This window comes from Ruegeria sp. HKCCD8929, from assembly GCF_013031405.1.
GTDB lineage: Bacteria > Pseudomonadota > Alphaproteobacteria > Rhodobacterales > Rhodobacteraceae > Ruegeria.
The window spans coordinates 540,607-562,702 of the sequence record NZ_WPZY01000001.1 but is presented as its reverse complement, the minus strand read 5'-3'; the positions used below and the strand labels follow the sequence as shown (position 1 = coordinate 562,702).

At 60.7% G+C, this 22,096-nt stretch carries 17 protein-coding genes; 13 read left to right on the top strand and 4 right to left on the bottom strand.

Annotated elements, in window-relative coordinates:
• Positions 1 to 14: 14 nt before the first annotated feature.
• Together ruvX and ccmI are read right to left on the bottom strand one after the other, a co-directional pair.
• Complete coding sequence (gene ruvX, locus GOX53_RS02540) at positions 15 to 479, bottom strand: Holliday junction resolvase RuvX (protein ID WP_171173410.1); 465 nt, start codon at positions 477 to 479, stop codon at positions 15 to 17.
• Positions 476 to 1,702 (bottom strand): c-type cytochrome biogenesis protein CcmI, encoded by a 1,227-nt coding sequence (gene ccmI / locus GOX53_RS02535; protein ID WP_171173409.1) that lies wholly within the window; start codon positions 1,700 to 1,702, stop codon positions 476 to 478. Before ccmI ends, ruvX begins: the two co-directional genes overlap by 4 nt.
• A 174-nt stretch (positions 1,703 to 1,876) precedes the next feature.
• Between ccmI and GOX53_RS02530 the strand changes: the two genes are divergently transcribed.
• The 7 genes from GOX53_RS02530 to GOX53_RS02500 all read left to right on the top strand — a co-directional run bounded on the left by GOX53_RS02530 (position 1,877) and on the right by GOX53_RS02500 (position 8,654).
• Positions 1,877 to 3,121, top strand: a complete 1,245-nt coding sequence (locus GOX53_RS02530) for a sarcosine oxidase subunit beta family protein (protein WP_171173408.1) — start codon at positions 1,877 to 1,879, stop codon at positions 3,119 to 3,121.
• Between the two features lie 118 nt (positions 3,122 to 3,239).
• Positions 3,240 to 3,578: a TfoX/Sxy family protein gene (locus tag GOX53_RS02525; RefSeq protein WP_171173450.1), complete on the top strand. Its 339-nt coding sequence runs from the start codon at positions 3,240 to 3,242 to the stop codon at positions 3,576 to 3,578.
• Between the two features lie 157 nt (positions 3,579 to 3,735).
• The gene (locus GOX53_RS02520) at positions 3,736 to 3,969 is read left to right on the top strand and encodes a hypothetical protein (protein ID WP_171173407.1); all 234 of its coding nucleotides are present in this window, start codon (positions 3,736 to 3,738) and stop codon (positions 3,967 to 3,969) included.
• A 177-nt stretch (positions 3,970 to 4,146) separates the two neighbouring features.
• Positions 4,147 to 4,476: a sarcosine oxidase subunit delta gene (locus GOX53_RS02515; RefSeq protein ID WP_171173406.1), complete on the top strand. Its 330-nt coding sequence runs from the start codon at positions 4,147 to 4,149 to the stop codon at positions 4,474 to 4,476.
• 59 nt (positions 4,477 to 4,535) lie between these two features.
• On the top strand, positions 4,536 to 7,550 hold the full coding sequence (locus GOX53_RS02510) for a sarcosine oxidase subunit alpha family protein (protein WP_171173405.1): 3,015 nt from the start codon (positions 4,536 to 4,538) through the stop codon (positions 7,548 to 7,550).
• Positions 7,543 to 8,109, top strand: coding sequence for a sarcosine oxidase subunit gamma (locus GOX53_RS02505; RefSeq protein WP_171173404.1), 567 nt, complete (start codon positions 7,543 to 7,545; stop codon positions 8,107 to 8,109). Before GOX53_RS02510 ends, GOX53_RS02505 begins: the two co-directional genes overlap by 8 nt.
• A 125-nt stretch (positions 8,110 to 8,234) precedes the next feature.
• Entirely contained in the window at positions 8,235 to 8,654 is a 420-nt protein-coding gene (locus GOX53_RS02500; protein ID WP_171173403.1) for a hypothetical protein, read from the top strand.
• Between the two features lie 816 nt (positions 8,655 to 9,470).
• On the opposite strand, the gene GOX53_RS02495 is transcribed toward GOX53_RS02500, so the two are convergent.
• Both GOX53_RS02495 and GOX53_RS02490 read right to left on the bottom strand, forming a co-directional pair.
• Complete coding sequence (locus tag GOX53_RS02495; protein WP_171173402.1) at positions 9,471 to 10,259, bottom strand: hypothetical protein; 789 nt, start codon at positions 10,257 to 10,259, stop codon at positions 9,471 to 9,473.
• Positions 10,260 to 10,375: 116 nt separating this feature from the next.
• Positions 10,376 to 11,269: an RDD family protein gene (locus GOX53_RS02490; RefSeq protein WP_171173401.1), complete on the bottom strand. Its 894-nt coding sequence runs from the start codon at positions 11,267 to 11,269 to the stop codon at positions 10,376 to 10,378.
• A gap of 94 nt (positions 11,270 to 11,363) precedes the next feature.
• On the opposite strand from GOX53_RS02490, the gene GOX53_RS02485 reads away from it, so the two are divergent.
• The 6 genes from GOX53_RS02485 (at position 11,364) to GOX53_RS02460 (ending at position 21,891) form a co-directional block, all read left to right on the top strand.
• Complete coding sequence (locus tag GOX53_RS02485) at positions 11,364 to 11,657, top strand: hypothetical protein (protein ID WP_171173400.1); 294 nt, start codon at positions 11,364 to 11,366, stop codon at positions 11,655 to 11,657.
• A 362-nt stretch (positions 11,658 to 12,019) separates the two neighbouring features.
• The gene (gene iadA / locus GOX53_RS02480; protein WP_171173399.1) at positions 12,020 to 13,201 is read left to right on the top strand and encodes a beta-aspartyl-peptidase; all 1,182 of its coding nucleotides are present in this window, start codon (positions 12,020 to 12,022) and stop codon (positions 13,199 to 13,201) included.
• A gap of 35 nt (positions 13,202 to 13,236) precedes the next feature.
• Positions 13,237 to 14,112 (top strand): cyanophycinase, encoded by an 876-nt coding sequence (locus tag GOX53_RS02475; protein ID WP_171173398.1) that lies wholly within the window; start codon positions 13,237 to 13,239, stop codon positions 14,110 to 14,112.
• Positions 14,113 to 14,147: 35 nt separating this feature from the next.
• On the top strand, positions 14,148 to 16,946 hold the full coding sequence (gene cphA, locus GOX53_RS02470) for a cyanophycin synthetase (protein WP_171173397.1): 2,799 nt from the start codon (positions 14,148 to 14,150) through the stop codon (positions 16,944 to 16,946).
• A gap of 9 nt (positions 16,947 to 16,955) precedes the next feature.
• Complete coding sequence (locus tag GOX53_RS02465; RefSeq protein WP_171173396.1) at positions 16,956 to 18,692, top strand: Mur ligase family protein; 1,737 nt, start codon at positions 16,956 to 16,958, stop codon at positions 18,690 to 18,692.
• Positions 18,693 to 18,855: 163 nt separating this feature from the next.
• The gene (locus GOX53_RS02460) at positions 18,856 to 21,891 is read left to right on the top strand and encodes an AAA family ATPase (RefSeq protein ID WP_171173395.1); all 3,036 of its coding nucleotides are present in this window, start codon (positions 18,856 to 18,858) and stop codon (positions 21,889 to 21,891) included.
• Positions 21,892 to 22,096: the final 205 nt, after the last annotated feature.

Genomic DNA, 22,096 nt, shown 5'->3' with positions numbered 1-22,096 from the left:
CGGCCTCCGGCCCCTTACAAAAAGCGCATCCGATCCAGCGCACCTTGCAAGATATACCCTGCGGCCACGTGATCAATCACCTGTCCGCGACGTTTTCGTGTCGTATCCGCCTCAAGCAGCGCCTTTTCGGCGGCAACCGTGCTCAAACGCTCATCCCAGAAGCCGATGGGCAACTCGGTCAGGCGGGTGAGATTGCGGGCAAAAGCGCGGGTCGATTGGCAACGCGGCCCCTCGGTGCCGTCCATGTTGCGGGGCAGGCCCAGAACGATGCCGCCGATCTCGCGCTCAGTCACGATCTCGATCAGCCGGGCGGCATCCAGCGAGAATTTCCTACGGCGCACGGTCTCCAGCGGGCTGGCCACGCCGCGCATCCGGTCCGAGACGGCAACACCGATGGTCTTGTCGCCCAGATCCAGCCCCATCAGAGCGGACATCGGCGCAAGCGCTGCCGCAAACTCCTCGAACCTGTCGTGAATCATTGGGTCAGCCCGGCGGCGCGGGCAGCCTCGTCGATCATCCGCAGCGCGCTGTCATCGGCGGCAAAGGCAGTACGCGCCTCGTCATAGATCGCCTGCGCCCGGTCGCCTTCCCCCAACACACCCAGTGCCCCGATCAGCCGCCCCCATTCCTCGGGCGCGCCGCCCTCAGTGGCCAGCCGGTCGGACAGGCGGTCGACCATACCGCGGATCATTTCCTGCCGATCCTCGGCACTTATCTCACCGGCGGCGGCGATATCCTCGCTGGACGGCCCGGCCAGAGGTGCGGTTTCGGCGGGCAGGGAGAAGTTCACCCCGGCGCGATAAGCCATCTCTTCGATCTGCGCGCGAATGGCCTCACCCCATGGCGCGCCAGCCGGGGCGGCGGCCAGGGTTTCCTGCCACAGGGTAAAGGCCAGATCCGGGCGCCCGATTTGCGACAGCATCAGCCCCCAGTAGTACCGCGCGGGCCCATGGCCCGGATCGCGGTCAAGCGCCTGCTTCAACTCCGCTTCCGCCTCAGGCGAGACATAGCCGCCTGCGGCGCGGATCATCAGTTCGGCCAGATCGGTGAACTCGTTAGCACCGGCGGCATCGCCCGAAAGCTCGACGACCCGACGCTGAGCAGCATAGGCGGCGGTGAAATTGCCCACATTGGCCTCATGTTGGGCCAGCAGGGTCTGCCCCTGAATATCGTCCGGGCGCCCGGCCACGGTTTCGCGCAGCTGGGTCAGCAAGCGGGCATAGCTCTCATCCACTTGCGCGGTGGGATGCGCAGGCATTCGCGACTCGGCCGCAGCCTGATCGGGCCGCTCGTTGCGAATCTCGTTGGCCAGCTCCAGCCGCAGCGACAGCGGTAGATCGCCATAGCCCGGCGCCCCCAGCGTGCGGTAAAGCACGATCGTCCCACCGATCAGCGCCACGCTTAGCACCAGCACCGTGGCCAGCGTCAGCGGACGGGCAGGGCCTTTGCCCTCGCGCTCCTGCCGGACCTGCGCATCGGCGGCCAGAATGCGGCGCGAAATCTCGGTGCGGATGCGCTCGGCATCCCCTTCGGCGATCACACCCCGGCTCAGGTCGCGGTCCACGCCCGCAAGTTGCTCGCGGTAAACCCGCAGGTCATAAGCCGCCGCCGGTTCGGCATCCCGGCGTCCGCGCATCATCGCAAGACCAAGAAGCGCTGCGATCAGCAGCGACATCAGCGAAATCACAATCCAGAAGGTCATGGGCTCTCCAGTATCTGCCCCCATCTACTCCTGCGGGGGGGATGAAAAAAGAGGCAAATGGCCGCGAAGGGCCACCATGTCGCAATAGCGTGATATTGCGGCGTTGTGCGGCAGGGGTAAACTGTCGCCGCGCGGCATATCTGCGCCAATCACGAAACCTGATCGGATTCGCCCATGAGACATTATTCAGCCTTTGCCGTCGCGCGGGAGGCCCTGCGCTATCACACCGGATGGGAACGCGCCTGGCGCTCGCCCGAGCCCAAGAAGCGCTATGACGTGATCATCGTCGGTGCCGGCGGCCACGGTCTGGCGACCGCGTACTATCTGGGCAAGAACTACGGCATCCAGAATGTGGCGGTGATCGAGAAAGGCTGGCTGGGCGGCGGCAATACAGGGCGGAACACCACCATCATCCGCTCGAATTACCTGCAGGACCCCTCGGCGGCGATCTATGAGAAGGCGCGTGGCCTCTACGAGGATCTGAGCCAGGACCTGAACTACAACGTCATGTTCAGCCCCCGCGGCGTGATGATGCTGGCCCAGACCCAGCACGAGATTCGCGGCTATCAGCGCACCGCGCATGCCAACGCGCTGCAAGGGGTCAAGACCGAGTGGATCGGGCCCGAGCGTGTCAAGGAACTGGTGCCGATCATCAATATCGACGGGCCGCGCTATCCGGTTCTGGGCGCGCTCTGGCAGGAACGCGGCGGCACTGCGCGCCATGACGCGGTGGCTTGGGGCTATGCCCGGGCGTGCTCGAACATGGGCATGGACATCATCCAGAAATGCGAAGTCACCGGCGTGCGGCAGGAAAACGGCCGCGTCACCGGGGTCGAGACCTCCAAGGGCGCCATCGAATGCGACAAGCTGGGCATCGTGGTCGCGGGCCATTCGGGGCAACTGGCCGAGATGGCGGGCTTCCGTCTGCCGCTTGAGGCGATAGCACTGCAGGCGCTGGTCTCCGAGCCGATCAAACCCTGCATGGACGTGGTGGTGATGGCCAACACCGTGCACGGCTACATGTCGCAATCCGACAAGGGCGAGATGGTGATCGGCGGCGGCACTGACGGGTTCAACAACTACACCCAGCGCGGCAGCTTCCACCATATCGAGGAAACTGTGCGGGCCCTGGTCGAAACCTTCCCGATGATCTCGCGCCTCAAGATGCTGCGCCAGTGGGGCGGCATCGTGGACATGACCGGCGACCGCTCGCCCATTCTGTCGAAAACCCCTCTGGGCGGCTGCTTCATCAACTGCGGCTGGGGCACGGGCGGCTTCAAGTCGATCCCCGGTTCGGGCTGGGGTATGGCGCAGCTGATGGCCACCGGCCACTCGCCGCTGACCGAGGCGTTTTCTCTGGACCGCTTCAAAGAGGGCCGTTTCATCGACGAAAGTGTTGCCGCAGGGGTGGCGCACTGATGAGGATGCAGCACACGCCTGCGCAGGTTGAAGGCCTGTGCCGTGCCCAACCCGTCCCTCGAGCCGGGCGCGAAGCGGTTTGTAATGATGCGCAAGCTGAAATATGGGTCGCGTGCTGATGGCCTATTCCGAACATATGGCCGAGACTATGCGCGCCGATCTGGGCGTCGAACCGGGCCTGTCCGAGAAAAAGATGTTCGGCGGTCTGTGTTTCCTGCTGCACGGCAACATGGTTTGCGGAGTGCACAAGGACGGCGCCATGTACCGCCCTGGCAAAGAGCGTGAGGCCGAGGCGCTGGACGCAGGCGCCCAGCCGCTCTCTTTCACCGGTCGCCCAATGGGCGGAATGGTGGAAATCGACGGCGGTGCGTTCGAGGATGCGAACCTGCGTGCCAAACTCACAGCGCTGTCACTGGCCAACGCCGCCAGCCTGCCGCCGAAAGGGGGGCGCTCATGACCGCGCGTGCTGTCCTCTCACTGCAATGGGCTGGAAATGGCCGGGCCGTTGGGTGCATTCCAGCCAGCCCATGCCGATCCGGGCCGGGGATTTCCGCCGATATTGTTGCCCGGCCAGCCCGCGTCAAACTGGGGCTCCTACCATTGGAGGAGTACCCATGGACGACATCAAGCAAAGCCAATACTATCCACCGTCCCGCACCGGTTCCGGCAGCGGGTGGATCATCGGCGCGGTCATCGTGTTCATCGTGCTGCTGCTCATCACCCTGCTCAGCCTCAGCGGTGCACCGTCGGGTGACGGCACACAGACCACGGCTGATCCGGCAGCCGCATCCAGCACGGCGCCTGCAACAGGAACCGAGCCGGCCACTCCGGCAACAACAGGCGAATAACGCCTCTCGCGACACAAGCTTTGGCGGGCACCCGGCGGTGCCCGCCGCGATGGCGGCCATAGGGGCCGCGCCCTCACCCAAAATCCAAATCAAAACCGCCCGTTCCGCGATCCGGCACGGGCGCATCCGCGTTTGCGTTCCGGTCCCGGCGACCGGCGCCCACCAAGGAGGCTGCGCATGCTGATCCTACATTGCCCTTATTGCGGCGTTGATGCCGAAGAAACCGAGCTGGCCGCAGGCGGCGAGGCGCATCTCAAGCGCTTTGGCCCGGGATCGGACGACGACCAGTTCCACGACTATCTCTTCATGCGCGAAAACCCCAAGGGCGTGCATTTCGAACGCTGGCGCCACGCCAATGGCTGCGGCAAGTGGTTCCACGCCGCCCGCTGCACCACCACGCTCGAGGTTTTCGGCACCTATTCCGCTCAGACCACCGAGCCGCCCAAGGACATCCGCGACGCGATCTCGGCCAAGCGCCCCGGCTGGAAATGGAGAGAATACTCCTGATGCTTCTTCTTGCCGCAAATACGCAATCAAAGACCTCCACTTGCGAAAGGTCCGCATAAATGAGCACCCGTCTCGCAAACCAAGGCCGCCTCATCGACCGGTCGAAACAGGTAACCTTTACCTTCAACGGCACCACCATGCGGGGCTACGAAGGCGACACGCTCGCCTCGGCGCTGCTGGCCAACGACCAGATGATGATGGGCCGTTCATTCAAGTACCACCGCCCACGCGGCGTGGTGGCCTCGGGCGCGGAAGAGCCCAACGCACTGGTCGGTCTGGGGCAAGGCAGTCGGTTCGAACCGAACCAGCGCGCCACCACGACCGAGCTATTCGACGGGCTGAGCGCCATCTCGCAGAACCATTGGCCGAACCTCGAATTCGATATCGGAGCGATCAACACGCATCTCGCGCGGTTCCTGCCGGCCGGTTTCTACTACAAGATGTTCATCCATCCGAAACCGTTCTGGAAACACATCTACGAACCATTCATCCGGCAGTCGGCGGGTCTGGGCAAGGCGCCCGACAAGGACAGCCGCGACGCGGACACCTACGAACACTTCTATGCCTTCGCGGACATTCTAGTTATCGGCGGCGGCGTTGCCGGTCTGCAGGCCGCCAAGGCGGCGGCGCAATCGGGTGCCAAGGTCATGCTGATCGAGCAGACCGCCCATTGGGGAGGACGCGCTCCGGTCGATGGCGGTACCATCGACGGCGCTCCTGTGGATAAGTTCGTGGAACAAACTGTTTCCGAATTGGAGGCAATGGACAACGTCACCCTGCGCCTGCGCTGCATGGGCGCGGGGGTTTACGACCACGGCTATGTGTTGGGGTACGAACGAATTTCCGACCACAAGCCGGGCACGCAAGGCCCGCGCCACCGCCTCTGGCGCATCCGCGCCAAACAGGTGGTGACCGCCACCGGCGCCATCGAACGCCCGCTGTCTTTCGCGGGCAATGACGTGCCGGGCGTGATGCTTGCCTCGGCCATGCGCGACTATGTGGTGAACTGGGGCGTAACCCCCGGAGAGCGCGTAATCGTTGCCACAAACAACGATGACGCCTACCGCACCGCGATCACGCTCAAGAAGGCGGGTGTGGATATCCTGCGCATCCTCGACGCCCGCAACGCGGCCGGAATGCTGGCTGATGAGGCCCGCGCGCTCGGCATTCGCGTTGACCCGGGCCGGGCCATCGCCAAGGTCAAAGGCGGCAAGCGCGTCAAGAAGGTGGCGATTTGCAATCAGGACGGTATCGGCGGCGCCCGCGAAGAGCTGGAATGCGACGCGGTCGCCATGTCCGGCGGCTGGTCCCCGGTTGTGCATATGTGGTCCCATTGCGGCGGTAAGTTGATCTGGGATGAGGATCATGCCTATTTCCGTCCCGACCCGGACCGCCCGCCGCTGGGCGCCAATGGCGAGGGCTTCGTCGTCGCCGCAGGCTCGGCCAACGGCCCGCTGTCGCTTGGCGACGTCGTGGCTGATGCTCATGCCGCGGGCAAGGCTGCGGCCAAAGGGGCGGGATTCAAGCCCAAGAACACCAAGGCCCCGCAAGGTGAGACGACGGACGAGGCTTCTATGGAAGCCGTCTGGCTGATGCCTGCAAATGCCGAGGTGCAACTGCGCATGAAATCCTGGCTGGACTTCCAGAACGACGTCAAGGTCTCGGATGTGCAACTGGCCGCGCGCGAGGGCTATGAAAGCGTCGAACACACCAAGCGCTACACCACGCTGGGCATGGCAACAGATCAAGGAAAGCTCAGCAACATCAATGGACTGGCGATACTTGCTGATGCATTAGATGCCGAGATTCCCAAAGTCGGCACCACCACGTTCCGCCCGCCCTACACACCCATCTCGATGGGCGCCATCGGCGGCGAGGCACGGGGCGAGGTATTTCAGCCGATCCGTCAGACTCCGATGCACAACTGGCACGACAAAAGCGGCGCCGATTGGGAGCCGGTGGGCCAGTGGCGCCGGACCTATGCCTATGTCCGTCCCGGCGAATCCGTGCACGATGCTGTTAATCGCGAGGTGAAGAACACCCGCGAAAACCTCGGCCTGCTGGATGCCTCGACACTGGGCAAGCTGATCGTCAAAGGCCCGGATGCGGGCAAATTCCTGGACATGATGTACACCAACATGATGTCCACGCTGAAGGTCGGCAAATGCCGCTACGGCCTGATGTGTTCCGATAATGGCTTCCTGATCGACGACGGCGTTGTCGCCCGCATCGACGAGGACACCTGGCTCTGCCACACCACCACCGGCGGCGCCGAGCGTATCCATGGCCACATGGAAGAATGGCTGCAGACCGAATGGTGGGACTGGAAAGTCTATGTCGCCAACGTGACCGAGCAATATGCGCAGGTCGCCGTGGTTGGCCCCAATGCTCGCAAGGTGCTTGAGAAGCTGGGCGGTATGGATGTCAGCAAGGATACGCTGCCCTTCATGGAATGGCGTGATGGCAAGATCGGTGACTTCGATTGCCGCGCGTACCGCATCTCGTTCTCAGGCGAACTCAGCTATGAAATAGCCGTCCCGGCGTCACAGGGTCAGGCTTTCTGGGATACCCTCATGGAGGCAGGCAAAGAATTCGGCGTGATGCCCTATGGCACCGAATGCCTGCACATCCTGCGCGCCGAAAAGGGCTTCATCATGATCGGGGACGAAACCGACGGAACCGTAATCCCGCAGGATCTGGGGCTGCACTGGGCACTTTCGAAAAAGAAAGAGGATTTCCTCGGTAAACGCGCACAGGAACGTAGCCACATGACCGACCCCGACCGTTGGAAGCTGGTCGGTCTCGAGACTGTGGACGGATCGGTCATTCCCGACGGCGCCTACGCGGTGGGCGAGGGCGTCAACGCCAACGGTCAGCGCAACATGATCGGGCGTGTGACGTCGACCTATTACTCGGCCAACCTTGACAAAGGTATCGCCATGGGCCTGATCAAGCACGGTCCGGACCGTATGGGCGAGGTGATCGAGTTCCCGGGCACCGACGGCAAATCCTACAAGGCAAAGATCGTGGACCCGATCTTCTACGACAAGGACGGGGAGAAGCAGAATGTCTGAACCCATCAGTGCACTGAACCACGCCAGCTATGACGGCATCGCTCGGATCGAGGAATGCGGCCTGCAGGGCATGATCACCCTGCGCGGCGATCTGTCCGACAAGGTGGTCATCAAGGTCGTGAAGGACGCCACCGGCCAAAAGATGCCCGGACAACGCCAGGCACATGTGGATGGTGAGATCGGCGTGTGCTGGATGTCGCCGGACGAGCTGCTCGTTCTGGTGCCCTATGCCGAGGTTGAGGCCAAGCTTGCGGCAATGGCTAATGCCCTTAGCGGTGTGCATGCGCTCGCCGTCAACGTCTCGGACGCCCGCGCCGTGTTCCGGATCTCGGGCGCGTCTGCGCGCGAAGTGCTGGGCAAACTGGCTCCGGTCGATCTGTCCCCGGCGGCGTTCGGCCTCGGTCAGATTCGCCGCTCGCGCCTCGCGCAGGTGGCGGGCGCCTTCTGGCTCGACACTGACGACAGTTTCCGGGTCGTCTGTTTCCGTTCGGCGGCGGATTATGTGTTCAAACTGCTAAAAGTCGCCGCACAACCGGGAAGTGAAGTTGGCGTCTATTGACATCAAATATCCGTTATCGCGGGGTTTCGGCCAAATTTGACGCTTAGGAACCTGAAAATATAGAACGACCCGAGTTGACCCTCGGGTCGTTTCTTGTTTGTCTGCGCACAAATAGGAGTAGAGTAATGATCAGAACACTTTCTTTGGCCGTAGGCAGTTTCTTCGCACTTTCAACCGCCGCGTTTTCGGCGCAAACGGTTTACGACTGCCAGGCGTCCAATATCGAGGCGCATCTCGGATGGATCTCGGACCGCATCATCGTATTCGTGGATGAAGGACAGAAATCCGCACATGTCATAGACCAGTATATCAACTACGTGCACGAAGAACCCATTCCGGCATCCTATCAGGAACTAAAGAACGGAAAATTCCGCATCAAATGGAAGGTCTCGGGTATTCCCGTTCGCGGCGAAGCCAGCGGAAGTGCAACGTGGAGCGCCACTGTCAGCCCGAAAACCGGCAAACTGCAGATACGCGCCAATGTCAGCGGTTTCGACAACCGCCCCAGCGGACACGGCACCTGCAAGATCAGCCGCGAAAAGTAATCTGCGAGTTGCACTAGCAGGCCGAAGTGATCGCGCCGCTGAGTGGTTTAGCACGTGCCCCAAGGTCAACAATGTCTTTGGGGCGCCGCAAGAGAACAGAAAGACCTCATAAGTGAACCTATCCAAATTACTGTCGCCATGTTTGATTGCTGCGGCCCTTTCCGCCGGTCCTGCAGTGTCTGAGACCTCCAAGGAAACCTTCGAGTGTGTTTTTGGGCAGGGACAGATAAATCGACCGGTACCGACGCGCGTGGTTTTTTCGGTAGATAAGTTCGGCCGTTCCGCCGTTCTGCACGAAGTGGAAATCCCATCCGTGGATACATTTCCCGTGTCGGCAAAAGTTGTCAGAAACGGTGTCAGCGCTTTGTCGATACGTTGGTTCGGCCAAGAATACACTTATTCAGAGAATGGACGGCGTGTGGCGTCCAAAGGCTCGATATATTCGACCCCCGATCTCTTTCGCCAAGAGTTCTCAGTTTTTCTAAACCGAAAGACAATGAGAGCCGTCGCTCGGTCGGAAGCAACAGGGCACCGTTCCTTGCATGGAAGCGCCAACGGGCACTGCAAGCCTGCCAATACGCCATAGGAGAGGAGTCGGAAGGATCCGACACCAAGCCGCTGACCTAGTTCCATTGCGACTCTCGTCGTCCTGACCTTTTCTGCGAAGCGCATGGGCGGCGGGCGTCAGGTCAGGGGTACTCACTTTTGTTTCTGGAGTTCAGACAGACCGCATCTAAACTCCGTAATCAACGCAACAATGCGGATGAAACGAGCAGCTACACCGGCGTGGTCCAAGTCTTCGACCGCGGTCTGAGATCACTTGAACACCTCAACCAAGTCCGAAACACTAACGCCTTCCTTGATCTCTTTCAGCCGGGCGTAAATCAGGGCTGCCGCGATCCCGAAGATGCCGGCACCCAGTGCATTCCCGACCATCTCGAGCACAGTGCTCATACCGATCGACAAACCGCCTGCAAACGCACCCACCAAACCGCCAGCAACTCCTCCAAACACGGCTCCCAGCAAAAATGCGCAAACAAGCATCAGAAACAGAGCGCCCACAATCGGCCACCGGTATCCTTTGGTCAATTCGGCACTCCGTCTGATGGCGCCAAACCCCACACCTTCGATGACAATCACAGGTACAATGACCGAAAAGACCGCATAGAGCCAAAGCCCGGGCACAACCAGCAGTACCAACCCTAACAGACATAGAATGGAGGTCACCAAGGTGAGAACGAAGATGGCAGGGAAGTGTCTGATCGCAGCCATCAAGTAAGTCGTCAAGCGTGTCGGGCGCTCGAGTTTCACGTCGTAGGAAAACTGAACCAGAATGGCCGTCGTAAGGCTGATTGAAAGCGTACTCACCAAAGCTGTCCCGACCAGAATGAGCCAGAACTCACCTTGTAAATAATACTGGTCGGATGGACCATCCAACTGTGTGTTTCCAAACAAGATATTGTGTGTAACAAAATCAAAGAGGGTAGGAAGGAATCCGAGTAGCATGATGGCAGGGAATTTTCGAAACAGCATCGAAATTGTACTTCCGACTATACTTCCGACCTCAAACGGCACTTTTTCCTCCGAATAAGATACGTCCGTCATTTCCCAACCTCGATAGCTCAAACTTCTCTGATCAGGATAACAACGTTGCGCCTGCTCATCCGCAAGGCGATTCTCGAAAGGCCATTCACGTCAGTGCAAAGATGCAACAAACTGGCTCAGGACTTGTCAGCGGATGTCGCATGGTGCTTGTCCGTCCGCCGGTCGCCGAATAATTGCCTCTGCTCCAGATAGGAACGCTGAGCCTTATAAAACGCGGTCAGGAAGGCTTGGTGCTCAGTGGCGCGCACACGGTCCGCATATTCGATTTTGCGCCGGACCTGCTCGACAACCGCCGCAAGCGTGTCTTTGTGCCTCTGGTATTGTGCTGGCCCCTTCGACATTCCGCTTGCGCGCAACAGACCTTCCAAAGTTTGCAATTCGAACGCCCCATAGTGTTCCAGGTGATGCGTGAGAAAGGTGAACCTGCTTTGACCTGTTGGCGAGTGCTGTCCTGGCTGAGACATATCCTTTAAAAGAACCGGTTTCGGCAGATGGATGGCATAGGTGCCCGCGATCAGATCCCCCAATCTGCGCCGACGCCGGTTAAAAACCGGTACAGCCAGAACGCAGGCGACCCATAATAGCGAAAAAATTGCTGGCGCTGTCTGTGCGCCGTCCAACGTAAGTAAGAGTGTTCCGGGAAGAAAAACTTCCGCCTCTTTCATCAGGTTGCGCACAACGAGCGATTGCGCCGTCAAGGATTGCCCGTCCGCCGCGACGACCTTGATCTTCATCAGCCGTTTGCCAACGGTCTGACCGTTCCACATTAGTTCGATGGCCGCGTAGTAGGGAATGCGAATGAAGAAGAACAGCATCGCGGCGATCGCGATCGCCGTTTCGGGCGTGACCAGATCCAAAGCGAGAAACAGAAGAAACAGCGCCAACGCTCCCACGCCGGTTATCATGATGTCGCAAATCTGGGCGGCGGTTCGCACGCCCAACCCGGCAATCCTGAATTGAAGGGGCACACCTTCCGGCGGTATCAATTCGTCTGTTCTGCCGAAGGCCATCAGGAGTTCCTCCCGCCACGGAGGAACCAAAGCACCCAAAGCGCTCCGATATGCTCAGCTTCTGGCCGCTTTGTCGAAACACCCTGACGCGCGCGTGCGCAAGATCGCCTCGGACGGGCATCAGAATATCTTTGGCGGTGCGGATGGCGCTCTGGGTGGTACCGACGCCGACCTGTTCGCCGCCGTGGCGACGTGGAACGCCTCGACCGCCGAGGCGCGACGGTCAGCGGAGGGCGACATTAAACACTGCATCGGGCAACTCAAAACCCATCTGGACAGCAATACGTTCATCCGCTTGGTGGAGAACAACCCGTTCGGAACCTCGCTACAAATCTCGCAGCCGCTGAACTCGGTTCTCAGTGAGATTGAGAGCCAAATAGCGACTTAAGCCGAAACCAACAAATGCTATGGGCGGAAAGTGTCGCCTGATTGGACCTAAAACACGCTAGCGACGCTTTTTGGGGTTACCGTCCATAGCGTAAGCGCCATTGTATAAGATACGGTCGTCGAATGCCGTCTCTCGTGCAGCCTGTCCGCGCGCGCTAATGCCGTCGGCCTAGATAAGATCAGCGGACCGGGTCCGATTTTCCAGGTTTGTCCGTGGAAATCATGTGTGCTGTAGCAGGTCGAACCCGACGGGCCTTTCTCAAAAACAGCAATGCTCCCAAAACAACGAGCGCGACTTTTGGTTTGAACCTTCGTGCCCGCTTGAATATGAGCCTTTTGGTTTCTATCGAAAGACCCCGATCCATGCTGACCGTGATCAAGAACGCCAACATTCACGCACCTGATCCCATTGGGATTGGGCATGTGGTGATTGCTGGCGAGCGCATTGTCTACCTCGGCGCGGAATTGCCCGAGGTGGCTTCGCCGTTGCAGGCAGAGGTCATTGACGTTCAGGGCACCGCAGTGGTGCCGGGCCTGATCGACGCGCACGCACACCTGACGGGTGGTGGTGGCGAAACCGGTCCGGCCAGCCGGGTGCCGCCAATGGTGCTTTCCGCTTTCACCCGGGCAGGGGTGACATCGGTCGTTGGTGTCTTGGGTACCGATGATCTTACCCGGAATACGCAAACCCTGGTCACACAGGCCTACGGTTTGCGCGAAGAGGGGCTGTCGGCCTGGTGCCATACGGGCGGCTATCACGTGCCGCTGACGACGCTGACCGGATCGGCGCGGGGGGACATCGTGTTCCTCGATCCGGTGATCGGTGTCGGGGAACTGGCGATCAGCGACCACCGCTCGAGCCAACCGACGCTTGACGAGTTCCTGCGGATCGCAAGCGAGGCGCATGTCGCAGGGCTGATGACCGGCAAGGCGGGGATCTTGCATTGCCACATGGGGGATGGTGAACGGGGCCTATCGTTGTTGGAGCAGGCAATTGCCACATGTGAGATCCCGGCGCGGGTGTTCAATCCGACGCATATTAATCGCAACAAGGCCCTGTTTCACGAGGCGGTGACCCTGGCGCGGCATGGCTGTTTCGTCGATGCGACGGCTTTTCCCGCTGGTCATGTGGAGCCCGGGATATCCGCAGCCGACGCATATCTGCAATTCCGCGACGCCGGGGGGCGGACCGAGCGCTTTACCATCAGTTCAGATGGCGGTGGTTGTCTGCCCGCCTTTGACCACGAGGGCAATCTGACCCGATTTGGCGTGGGCTTGTGCGATACACTGCCCGAAACATTAGCCAGTCTGGTGGGTGCGGGCGTGCCGCTTGCCGAGGCGCTCATGCCGTTCACGTCGAATGTCGCCGATCTTCTGAAACTGCACCGCAAGGGGCGTTTGGCCGAGGGCATGGATGCCGACCTGCTGGTTCTCGGTGAGGATTTCGCGATACGCCATGTCATGGCGCGAGGGGCATGGCATATCCGCGACGGTCAGGTAGTGAGGCGCGGAACATATGAACAAGGTCTGACAATCGGGCCGTGAACCCGGCAGACCCGTGAAGAAAAGGTTAAAACAAGATGTGCCCTGCACCTGTTGATGACAACACGCCCCGCGGCTTCATCATTCCGATCGGCGGCGGTGAGGACCGTGTGAAGGAAATGCAGATCCACCGCAAATTCGTGGAGCTGTCCGGTGGGCCTGACGCTGATATCGTGGTGATCCCGACCGCCTCGATGCTGGAAGAAACGGGCCCCGACTACAATCGCATCTTCTCGGAACTTGGGGCGGGCAAGGTCGAGTTTCTGCCGATCTCGCGCCGGGCCGATTGTGACAACCCGGAATTCGCCGGAATGCTGGACCGGGCGACCGGCATTTTCATGACCGGTGGCAATCAGCTACGGCTGTCGGCGATTCTGGGCGGCACACTTGTGGCGCAGAAAATCCGCCGTCGGAACGCGGCGGGCATCCCTGTTGCGGGTACCTCGGCTGGTGCCTCGATCATGTCCGAGCATATGGTCGCCGGAGGCAGTTCCAACGCGGCGCCTGCCGAAGGCAATATCACGCTGGCACCGGGCATGGGTCTGACCAACGCCGTTATCATCGACCAGCATTTCACCCAGCGAAACCGGCTGGGGCGGCTGCTAACGGCCTCATCTTTCAACCCATTTCTGATCGGGTTGGGGATTGATGAGGATACCGCCGCATTCATCGGGCCGGACAACGTTCTGGAGGTTGTTGGCAGCGGCACCGTCACGATTGTAGATGCCAGCCAACTGACGCATTCGTCGATGTGGGATGCGCGCGCAGGCGAGGCGTTGAGCCTTCTGGGTCTTCGACTTGACGTTCTTGGCGAAGGCTGCCGTTATGATCTGACTGCGCGCATGGCTTATCCACCGGACGAGCATATGGCGTTCTGCACTCTTCCGAATCCGGGCGAGAAAAGCTCGGCCTAGCGGGCAGATACGAAACAAAAGAAGCGGGGAGCCTCATGAAAATACTCTCAACCAATGTCTTCGTCGGTCCGAACGTCTGGGCAAGTTTTCCGGTAATCCGACACGTCATTGATCTGGGAGTTTTGGAGGATTGGCCCTCGGCCAAGATCGGCACCGAGTTTGTCGATGGGTTGGTTGCGGCTCTGCCGGGTCTTGCGGAACACGGATGTTCGTACCGCGAGCCGGGCGGGTTCATTCGGCGCCTGAGAGAGGACGAAGGCACCTGGCTGGGCCATGTGCTGGAGCATTGCGCCATTGAGGTACAGAATGTTGCGGGCACGGACGTGACCTTTGGGCGAACCAGAGGCACCGGCGAACACGGCCAGTACAACATGGTCTATGAATATCGTCAGCGTGATGTCGGTCTGGCGGCGGGCAAGCTGGCGATGCGGCTCTTGATGCATCTGCTGCCCGAGACTTTGAGCGAGCAGGTCGATTACTCGTTTGATCCGGAGTTTGACTGGGACGAGGAACTGCGCAGTTTCGTTCTGCGCGCGCAGCGGAAGGAGTTTGGCCCGTCCACCGGCTCGCTGGTCAAGGCGGCCCAGGAACGCGACATCCCCTGGATCCGGCTCAACGAGGGATCGCTGGTGCAGTTCGGGCACGGCAAGTATCAAAAGCGCATTCAGGCGACGATCACCTCGGAAACCAAGCATATCGCGGTCGAGATATCCTGCGACAAGGAAGACACCCATAATCTGTTGAGTGATCTGGGATTGCCGGTTCCGCAGCAGCGCATGGTCTACAACGCGCGCGAGGCCGTGCGGGCGGCGCAGCGCGTCGGACATCCAGTGGTGGTCAAGCCGCTGGATGCCAATCATGGGCGCGGGGTTTCGATAAATCTCAACACCGACGAAGAGGTCGAGGCGGGTTTTGCCGAGGCCAAGGAGCATTCCCGGAGTCGCGCCATATTGGTCGAGAGTTTTATAACCGGTTTCGATCACCGGATGCTGGTCGTGGACAACAAGCTGGTTGCGGTGGCCAAGCGTGTCCCAGGCCATGTGGTTGGCGACGGCAAGCACACAATCGCCGAACTCGTCGATATCGTGAACGAAGATCCGCGCCGGGGCATCGGGCATGAAAAAGTGCTGACCATGCTCGAGATCGACAATCAGGCAAAACGCCTGATGGAGAATGCGGGCCATGACGAAGAAACCATGTTGCCGGACGGGGAGGTTTTCTATCTGCGCTCGACCGCGAACCTGTCGACCGGCGGCACCGCGATTGATCTGACCGATGTGGTTCACCCCGACAACCGCGACATGGCCGAGCGTGCGATCATGGCGGTGGGGCTGGATGTGGGCGGCGTCGATTTCCTGATTGACGACATCACCAAATCCTACAAGGACATCGGCGGCGCCATTGTCGAGGTCAACGCGGCCCCCGGTTTCCGGATGCATGTGGCCCCGTCCGAGGGGCAGCCACGCGACGTGTCCGGCAAGGTGATGGACATGCTGTTCCCGTCTGGCGAGGAAACCCGCATCCCGATCGCCGCCATAACCGGCACCAATGGCAAAACCACGACCTCTCGGATGCTGGCCCACATCATGAAGGCCAGCGGCAAGATCGTCGGCCTGACCTCGACCGACGGCGTTTATGTGGATGGCAAGCTGAGCGTGAAGGGCGATATGACCGGCCCCAAGTCGGCGCAGATCGTATTGCGTGACCCGATGGTGGATTTCGCGGTGATGGAGACCGCGCGCGGCGGGCTGGTCCGCTCGGGGCTGGGTTATCAGCGGTCCAACGTGGCGGCGTGCCTGAACGTGTCTGCCGACCATCTGGGTCTTGGCGGAATCAACACCGTTGAGGAACTGGCCGTGGTCAAGCGGGTTGTGGTGGAAAGCGCCACCGACACGGCCGTTCTGAACGCCGATGACATCAACTGTCTGAAAATGGCTGATTACGCCGGGGCCGACACGATCTTTTATGTCACCACGAACCCGGGCAACGGTCTGGTCAAGGAGCACATCAAATCCGGCGGCAAGGCCATCGTGCTGGAACACGGCATGAATGGCGACATGCTGACCATCTATGACAACGGGCTGCACATTCCGGTGCTCTGGTCGCACCTGATCCCCGCAACGCTTGAGGGAAAAGCGATCTTCAACGTGCAGAACGCAATGTTCGCGGTTGCGATGGCCTATTGCTTCGGGGTCGATCTCGACAACATCCGCCATGGGTTGCGCACCTTCGACAGCAGCTATTTCCAGGCGCCGGGGCGGATGAACGTCTTTGATGAACATCCCTTCAAGGTGATCCTTGACTACGCCCACAACCCCGCCGCCCTGTCGGCGATGAGCACCATGTCCGACCGTATGGATGTGAAGGGCAGGCGGATCTGTGTTGTCTCGATGCCCGGCGATCGCCGCGACGAGGATGTGGCTGAGGCGGCGGCTGCACTGGCCGGTCATTTTGATCATTTCATCTGCAAGGCTGACGACAACCGGCGTGGCCGTGGCCATGATGAGATCCCGCAGATGCTGCGGGCCGGTCTGATCGCGGGTGGAGTGACCGACGACGCCATCAGCGTCATCCCCGGTGAAGTCGACGCGGTTGAGGCAGGGCTGGCCATGGCGGCGCCGGGCGACCTTTTTGTGATCTTCGGCGATGACACGGCCCGGTGCTGGAAACAGATCATCTATTTTAACTCCGGTGAGAAACCCGAGGCGGTCGCGCAGGCACCGGCGATATCCGCCGCGGGCGAGGTCGAAGACCTGTTTGACAGCGATCAGGCCTTGATCCGGGACGAGCGCGGTGTGCGTCTGGCCCGCAACATCAGCGAAGACGCCGACTGAGAGGCCGGGATGGACAGGATCGAAGAGCTTGAGACCGCGCTGACCATTCCTTGCGCGCAGGCTGACCACATCCGTGTGGACGATGCCCGCAGGCTGACCGGGCCGGGGTTGCTGTGGGATCGTCCCGGCGCGGTGATGGATATCTTCTTTGACGATATCCCCGCCAACCGCGTCACCGAACTGTGGGAGCATCACGCCCGCCGGGTGCTGGATGCGCTTGGCTGGCGGGACGAGGGGCTCACGCATCGGGTGTTCAGCGGTGGTGTGAATCTGGCGATCTCGGCGCCGATGGATCAGCTCTATTCGGCCATATTCGCGGCGCAGATGGCGTGGCATTTCTGCGCAGCAGAGCTTTTGGACGCGGAACCGGGCGATTTCGATCGAATGATCGCGGATGTGAAAGGCGTGATGGCCAAAGAGGCCAACCCGCCGCTTATTGCGCTGATCAAGGCGGCCGCAGAGCGGGGTGTCGATATTCTCTGCGATGATGACGAGATTTCGATCGGCCATGGCATCGGCAGCCGGACCTGGCCGTGTGACGCGCTGCCTGCCCCGGAGGAGGTGGACTGGGACGCATTGCACAACGTCCCTGTTGCTTTCATCACCGGCACCAACGGCAAAACCACGACGACCCGTCTGCTCGAGGCGATTGCGCGGGCCTCCGGCAAGGTTGCCGGGCTGACATCGACCGAATTTGTTCGGGTGGGTGACGATATTCTGGACCGCGGGGACTATTCCGGGCCGGGCGGGGCGCGGATGCTGTTGCGCGACCAGCGGCTTGAAATTGCCTGTCTGGAGGCGGCGCGCGGAGGTATCCTGCGTCGGGGCCTGCCCACGAAGGCGGCGACTGCGGCGGTGGTCACAAATGTCGCGAACGATCATCTGGGTCAGTATGGCGTCAATACGGTGCCGGAACTGGCGCAGGCAAAGTTCGCCGTGCACCGGACGTTGGCCAAAGACGGTATCCTTGCGCTCAACGCGGATGACGACTTTGTCCGGGCCGAGGCGGAAACCACACAAGCCAATATCTGGTGGTTCTCGCTGGATGCGCAAAACGACAAGATTAGCAGCGCCCGCGCGCGCGGGGATTGCTGCGCCTACCTACACGGTGACAGCATCGTCTTCTTCGACGGCGCGGAGGAACAGGAGGTTCTGCCTGTGGGCGAGGTGCCTCTGACCATCGGCGGTGTTGCGAGCTATAATATCCTCAATGCGCTGGCAGCGCTGTGCCTCGCCCGCGCGATGGGTATTTCTTTTGAGGCCATTCGGACCGGCCTTGCCAGCTTCAAACCCGACGCAAGGGACAATCCGGGTCGGTGTAACGAGTTTGCCTATAATGGCGCGCGGGTGTTCGTCGACTTCGCCCATAACCCGCATTCCATCCTCGCCGTTTGCGAGGCCCTGTCCGAACTGCCTGCCAAGCGCCGTTTCATCATGCTCAGCCATGCCGGCGACCGGTCGGATCAGGACATAAACGATGTCACGACGACCGCACTGAACTTCAAGCCGGATGTGATCGTTGCGGCCGAGCTGGAGGGGTATCTGCGCGGGCGTGAATTGGGGGAGATTCCCACCCTGATCGAACAGGCGGCAGCGGCGCACGGGTTCAGCGCGGATCAGATACAACGCGCCGCCTCGCCATCTCGGGCAGCCACGCAGATTCTGGAGCAGGTTGCGCCGGGCGATATTGCCCTGCTGCTGATGTTGTCAGAACGCGACGAGGTCCTGAGACTGCTGGAACCCTGATCCTCTACGCGCCGCTGGGTCGGGTTTTCGTCTAAACCGCACATGGCGGTTTCCCGCCATAAATCGGGTTCAAGGCAGGAACGGCATACTTGAACTGGTATGCCAAGCATGCGTTCAATAACTCCGCAATTGATCAGTTGCCTGGGACAACTGGATAAAGCCCATGCGCTATTATTTCGATCGTTACCGCCTGGATGCGGAGCGTCGCGAGCTTCACTTTGGTTCGCAAAGAGTGCAACTCGCGCCCAAGACGTTTTCGATCTTGCTCCATTTGGTTTCCAACAGTCACCGGATGGTTTCCAAGGCCGAGCTTTTGGATGCGTTCTGGGCATCAAGCGTTTCGGAAAGCGTGCTGCAGACGACGATCCGCCTGGCGCGTCAGGCGATTGGTGACAATGGGCGGGACCAAAGGCTGATCCGGACATATCACGGGCAGGGCTTTCGCTTTGCGGTAGATGTGATGACCGAAGAAGCCGCGCTGGACGGGGTCGAAGAACAATCGACAGCCACCGCGCCTGCGCCGATGGAGCCCGCGACCGGCGACTTTGAAGAGCGCCGGTTGGCTGCCGTTCTTGCGTGCCGTTTCAAATCGTCTGAGCAGTTCGAGACCGATGCCGAGTCCGGGGAGGACCCGGAAATGGAATTTCTCCAGCAGGCGCGGCAGGTCATCGAAGCCCATGACGGCGTTCTTTTGCACACCATGCCTGACGGGTTTACTGCTGTTTTCGGCGCGGCGCGCGGGGTCGAGAACGGGCGGCACAGGGCGGCGCTGTGCGCCGAGGCGTTGAAACAAGAGGCTGACGCGCTGGATCTGGCATCGGCCGGAACGACGCTGGGATTTGGAATTGACTGGGGCCGTTTTCCGATCGTAACGGGCCAGGACGAGGCGCCGTTCCGTGCCTTGCCGTCAGCCGTGCTGAAAACGGCGCTCTTCCTTGCTGGTGAGGCTGAGGCGGGGCAGGTGATCTTCTCGGCCAAGATTGAAAAGGATCGAACCAAGGCAACGGGATTTCGGGCCTTTCTCGGGCGTCAGGCCGAACTGACGCTCTTGCAGGGCAGCTACGAACGGGTCACCCGGGGGCAGGGTCAGGCCGTTGTTTTGTCGGGTCAGGCGGGCATCGGAAAATCCCGGCTTCTCAAAGAATGCCTGAACCGCCTTGAGCACCCCGGCCTGCGAGTCCTACGGCTGGACTGCATGCCTTTGACACGCAGTACGCCGCTGGCAGTGTTCAGCCAGCTTTGTCAGGAAATTTGCGGTGAAGGCGGGTGCAAACTGACCCTGACTGACCCGTTGGATCAGGCGCTGCTGACGGATCTGCTGGATCCGAACCAAACGGACCGGGCGCAGCTTAGTGAGCTGTCTCCTCACATGCGCCGCCAACGCACATTTGCAATCATTCAGGATTTGATCGCCAGTCAGGCCGATCGGGGGGTCCTGGTTATATCTGTCGAAGACATCCATTGGATGGATGCGACCTCACGCGAGTGTCTGACCTATATTCTGCAGCATCTCGAAAAGATGCCGGTTTTCATCCTGCTGACCACTCGGCCCGTGCAAGAGATCGGGTTTGCGGAATGGCTGCCCCTGACCGTTCTACAACTGGCGCCGCTGGATCAGCAGGATTGCGTCGATCTGGTCAAATCGAAACCCGAGCTTGGCGGGTTGAGCGAGGCCGATATTCTGCGGCTCGCATCCCGCGCGGCGGGCAACCCGTTCTTTCTGGAGGAGCTTTCGATGGCCGTCGAGGTTGGTTCGGCCCCAGACGGCGGCTTGCCTGATACCGTTCAGGCCGTCATCACCGCGCGCTTTGACAGTCTGGACACCGATGCGCGCAGTTTGCTGCAAGCGGCAGCGGTGGTCGGACCCGTCACGCCGATCTCACTGGTGTCGCAACTGTTGGGCTGGACGGACATCCGCTTTGAGGCCGCCCAGGCCGAGTTGCTGGGTGCGGGGGTGCTTGTCGAGGACACCCTGCTGAGCCAACAAGCGCTCCGCTTCCGGCACATTCTGCTGCAGGAAGCGGCCTATGAAATGCTGGCTAAGAATGAGCGCGTGTCGCTGCATCGAAAGATCGCTCATATTATCCGCCAGACCGAAACCGACCTGCACCCAGAGCGGCTGGCGTGGCATTTTCAAGAGGCCGGAGAAACCGCGCTGGCCGTGGATCACTGGACGCGAGCGGCCCGCATGGCGCACCAGAGATCGGCAAGCCGTGAAACCATTGACTTTGCCCAAAGCGGTCTGAGGCTGCTTGAGGCCGAGGCGGACGATATCGAAAGCGTTCGAAAGCAGATGGAACTACAACTAACGCTGGCACCTGCGCTGGCGGCTGCCAGTGGGTATGGTTCCGAAGACGTTGGTGCAGCTTATCGAAAGGCACGTGATCTGAGTCGCAAGGCGTCTACGCCGCGCTCGGAGTTCCGGATGCTCGTGGGCCTCTGGAACTACAACTGGGTGCGCGGAAACCTGTCACAGGCCCATCGCCAAGCCAGCGAGCTTTTGGACCTCGCCAAGGCCGAGGATGACCCGACCCTGCAACTGCGCGCGCTTGCGTGCATGGGCGAGATCCTGTTTCACGCAGGCGACCTCACCGAAGCGCAGACAAACCTGCAACGCGCCTGCTCGATTTATGATCAGTTGAAGCAGGTCAACGTTGCCTCACAGGTTCCCGCTGTAGCCTGCCATTCTTACGCAGCGTGGACCGCAAGCCTCATGGGGCAGTCCAAGCAGGCCCGACAGTTTTCGAAGAAGGCAGGTGTAATTGCGCATGAGCTGGTGCAGCCATTCAGCCTGTCGCTGTTTTACTCGCTCAGTGCAATGGTCTGCGTGAGCGAGGGCGATATCGAAGAATGCCTGACGATGGCCCGCGCCGGACGGGAAATCAGCGAGAGGGGCGGTTTTCCGTTTTGGCTGGGAACCTCTCTTGTTGCGGAAGGGTGGGCCGAGGCGCATCTGGGAGAAACAGATAACGGGCTTGCGCGGCTGCTGCAGGGGATCGAGGTGTTCGAGGACACCGGCGCGCGCATTCAACTCGCCAACTGGTACGGGTTGCTGGCCGAGGCGTTGCTTTGCAAGGGTGACGCGCAAGCTGCACAGGATGCGCTCGACACCGCGACATCCTGGGCGGAAGCCACGGGGGATGTGTTTTTCAAGCCCAGACTGGACCGAGCAGCGCGGAAATTGGCCAACCTGGCATGAATTCGTCATGAAATGCTCAGAACCTGCTCAGGACCGTTTTGGCCCGGCGGGATTATCCTGTTCTTCACGTAAGCGGCACCATTAGGCCGCCGTCTGACGCATGCGCTACGCGTGCGCGGCCCCTCATATTTTCGAGGGAGAGTGAGGGACAAAGCGACAAGCGCGAAGATCGTCACGTGTCGCCGGTCACTGAGATTTTGGGTGC

What these genes read in the sequence shown, in the direction of transcription:
- ruvX (WP_171173410.1), bottom strand. Translation starts at nt 479, where the DNA reads ATGATTCACGACAGGTTCGAGGAGTTTGCGGCAGCGCTTGCGCCGATG.
- ccmI (WP_171173409.1), bottom strand. Translation starts at nt 1,702, where the DNA reads ATGACCTTCTGGATTGTGATTTCGCTGATGTCGCTGCTGATCGCAGCG.
- GOX53_RS02530 (WP_171173408.1), top strand. Translation starts at nt 1,877, where the DNA reads ATGAGACATTATTCAGCCTTTGCCGTCGCGCGGGAGGCCCTGCGCTAT.
- GOX53_RS02525 (WP_171173450.1), top strand. Translation starts at nt 3,240, where the DNA reads ATGGCCTATTCCGAACATATGGCCGAGACTATGCGCGCCGATCTGGGC.
- GOX53_RS02520 (WP_171173407.1), top strand. Translation starts at nt 3,736, where the DNA reads ATGGACGACATCAAGCAAAGCCAATACTATCCACCGTCCCGCACCGGT.
- GOX53_RS02515 (WP_171173406.1), top strand. Translation starts at nt 4,147, where the DNA reads ATGCTGATCCTACATTGCCCTTATTGCGGCGTTGATGCCGAAGAAACC.
- GOX53_RS02510 (WP_171173405.1), top strand. Translation starts at nt 4,536, where the DNA reads ATGAGCACCCGTCTCGCAAACCAAGGCCGCCTCATCGACCGGTCGAAA.
- GOX53_RS02505 (WP_171173404.1), top strand. Translation starts at nt 7,543, where the DNA reads ATGTCTGAACCCATCAGTGCACTGAACCACGCCAGCTATGACGGCATC.
- GOX53_RS02500 (WP_171173403.1), top strand. Translation starts at nt 8,235, where the DNA reads ATGATCAGAACACTTTCTTTGGCCGTAGGCAGTTTCTTCGCACTTTCA.
- GOX53_RS02495 (WP_171173402.1), bottom strand. Translation starts at nt 10,259, where the DNA reads ATGACGGACGTATCTTATTCGGAGGAAAAAGTGCCGTTTGAGGTCGGA.
- GOX53_RS02490 (WP_171173401.1), bottom strand. Translation starts at nt 11,269, where the DNA reads ATGGCCTTCGGCAGAACAGACGAATTGATACCGCCGGAAGGTGTGCCC.
- iadA (WP_171173399.1), top strand. Translation starts at nt 12,020, where the DNA reads ATGCTGACCGTGATCAAGAACGCCAACATTCACGCACCTGATCCCATT.
- GOX53_RS02475 (WP_171173398.1), top strand. Translation starts at nt 13,237, where the DNA reads ATGTGCCCTGCACCTGTTGATGACAACACGCCCCGCGGCTTCATCATT.
- cphA (WP_171173397.1), top strand. Translation starts at nt 14,148, where the DNA reads ATGAAAATACTCTCAACCAATGTCTTCGTCGGTCCGAACGTCTGGGCA.
- GOX53_RS02465 (WP_171173396.1), top strand. Translation starts at nt 16,956, where the DNA reads ATGGACAGGATCGAAGAGCTTGAGACCGCGCTGACCATTCCTTGCGCG.
- GOX53_RS02460 (WP_171173395.1), top strand. Translation starts at nt 18,856, where the DNA reads ATGCGCTATTATTTCGATCGTTACCGCCTGGATGCGGAGCGTCGCGAG.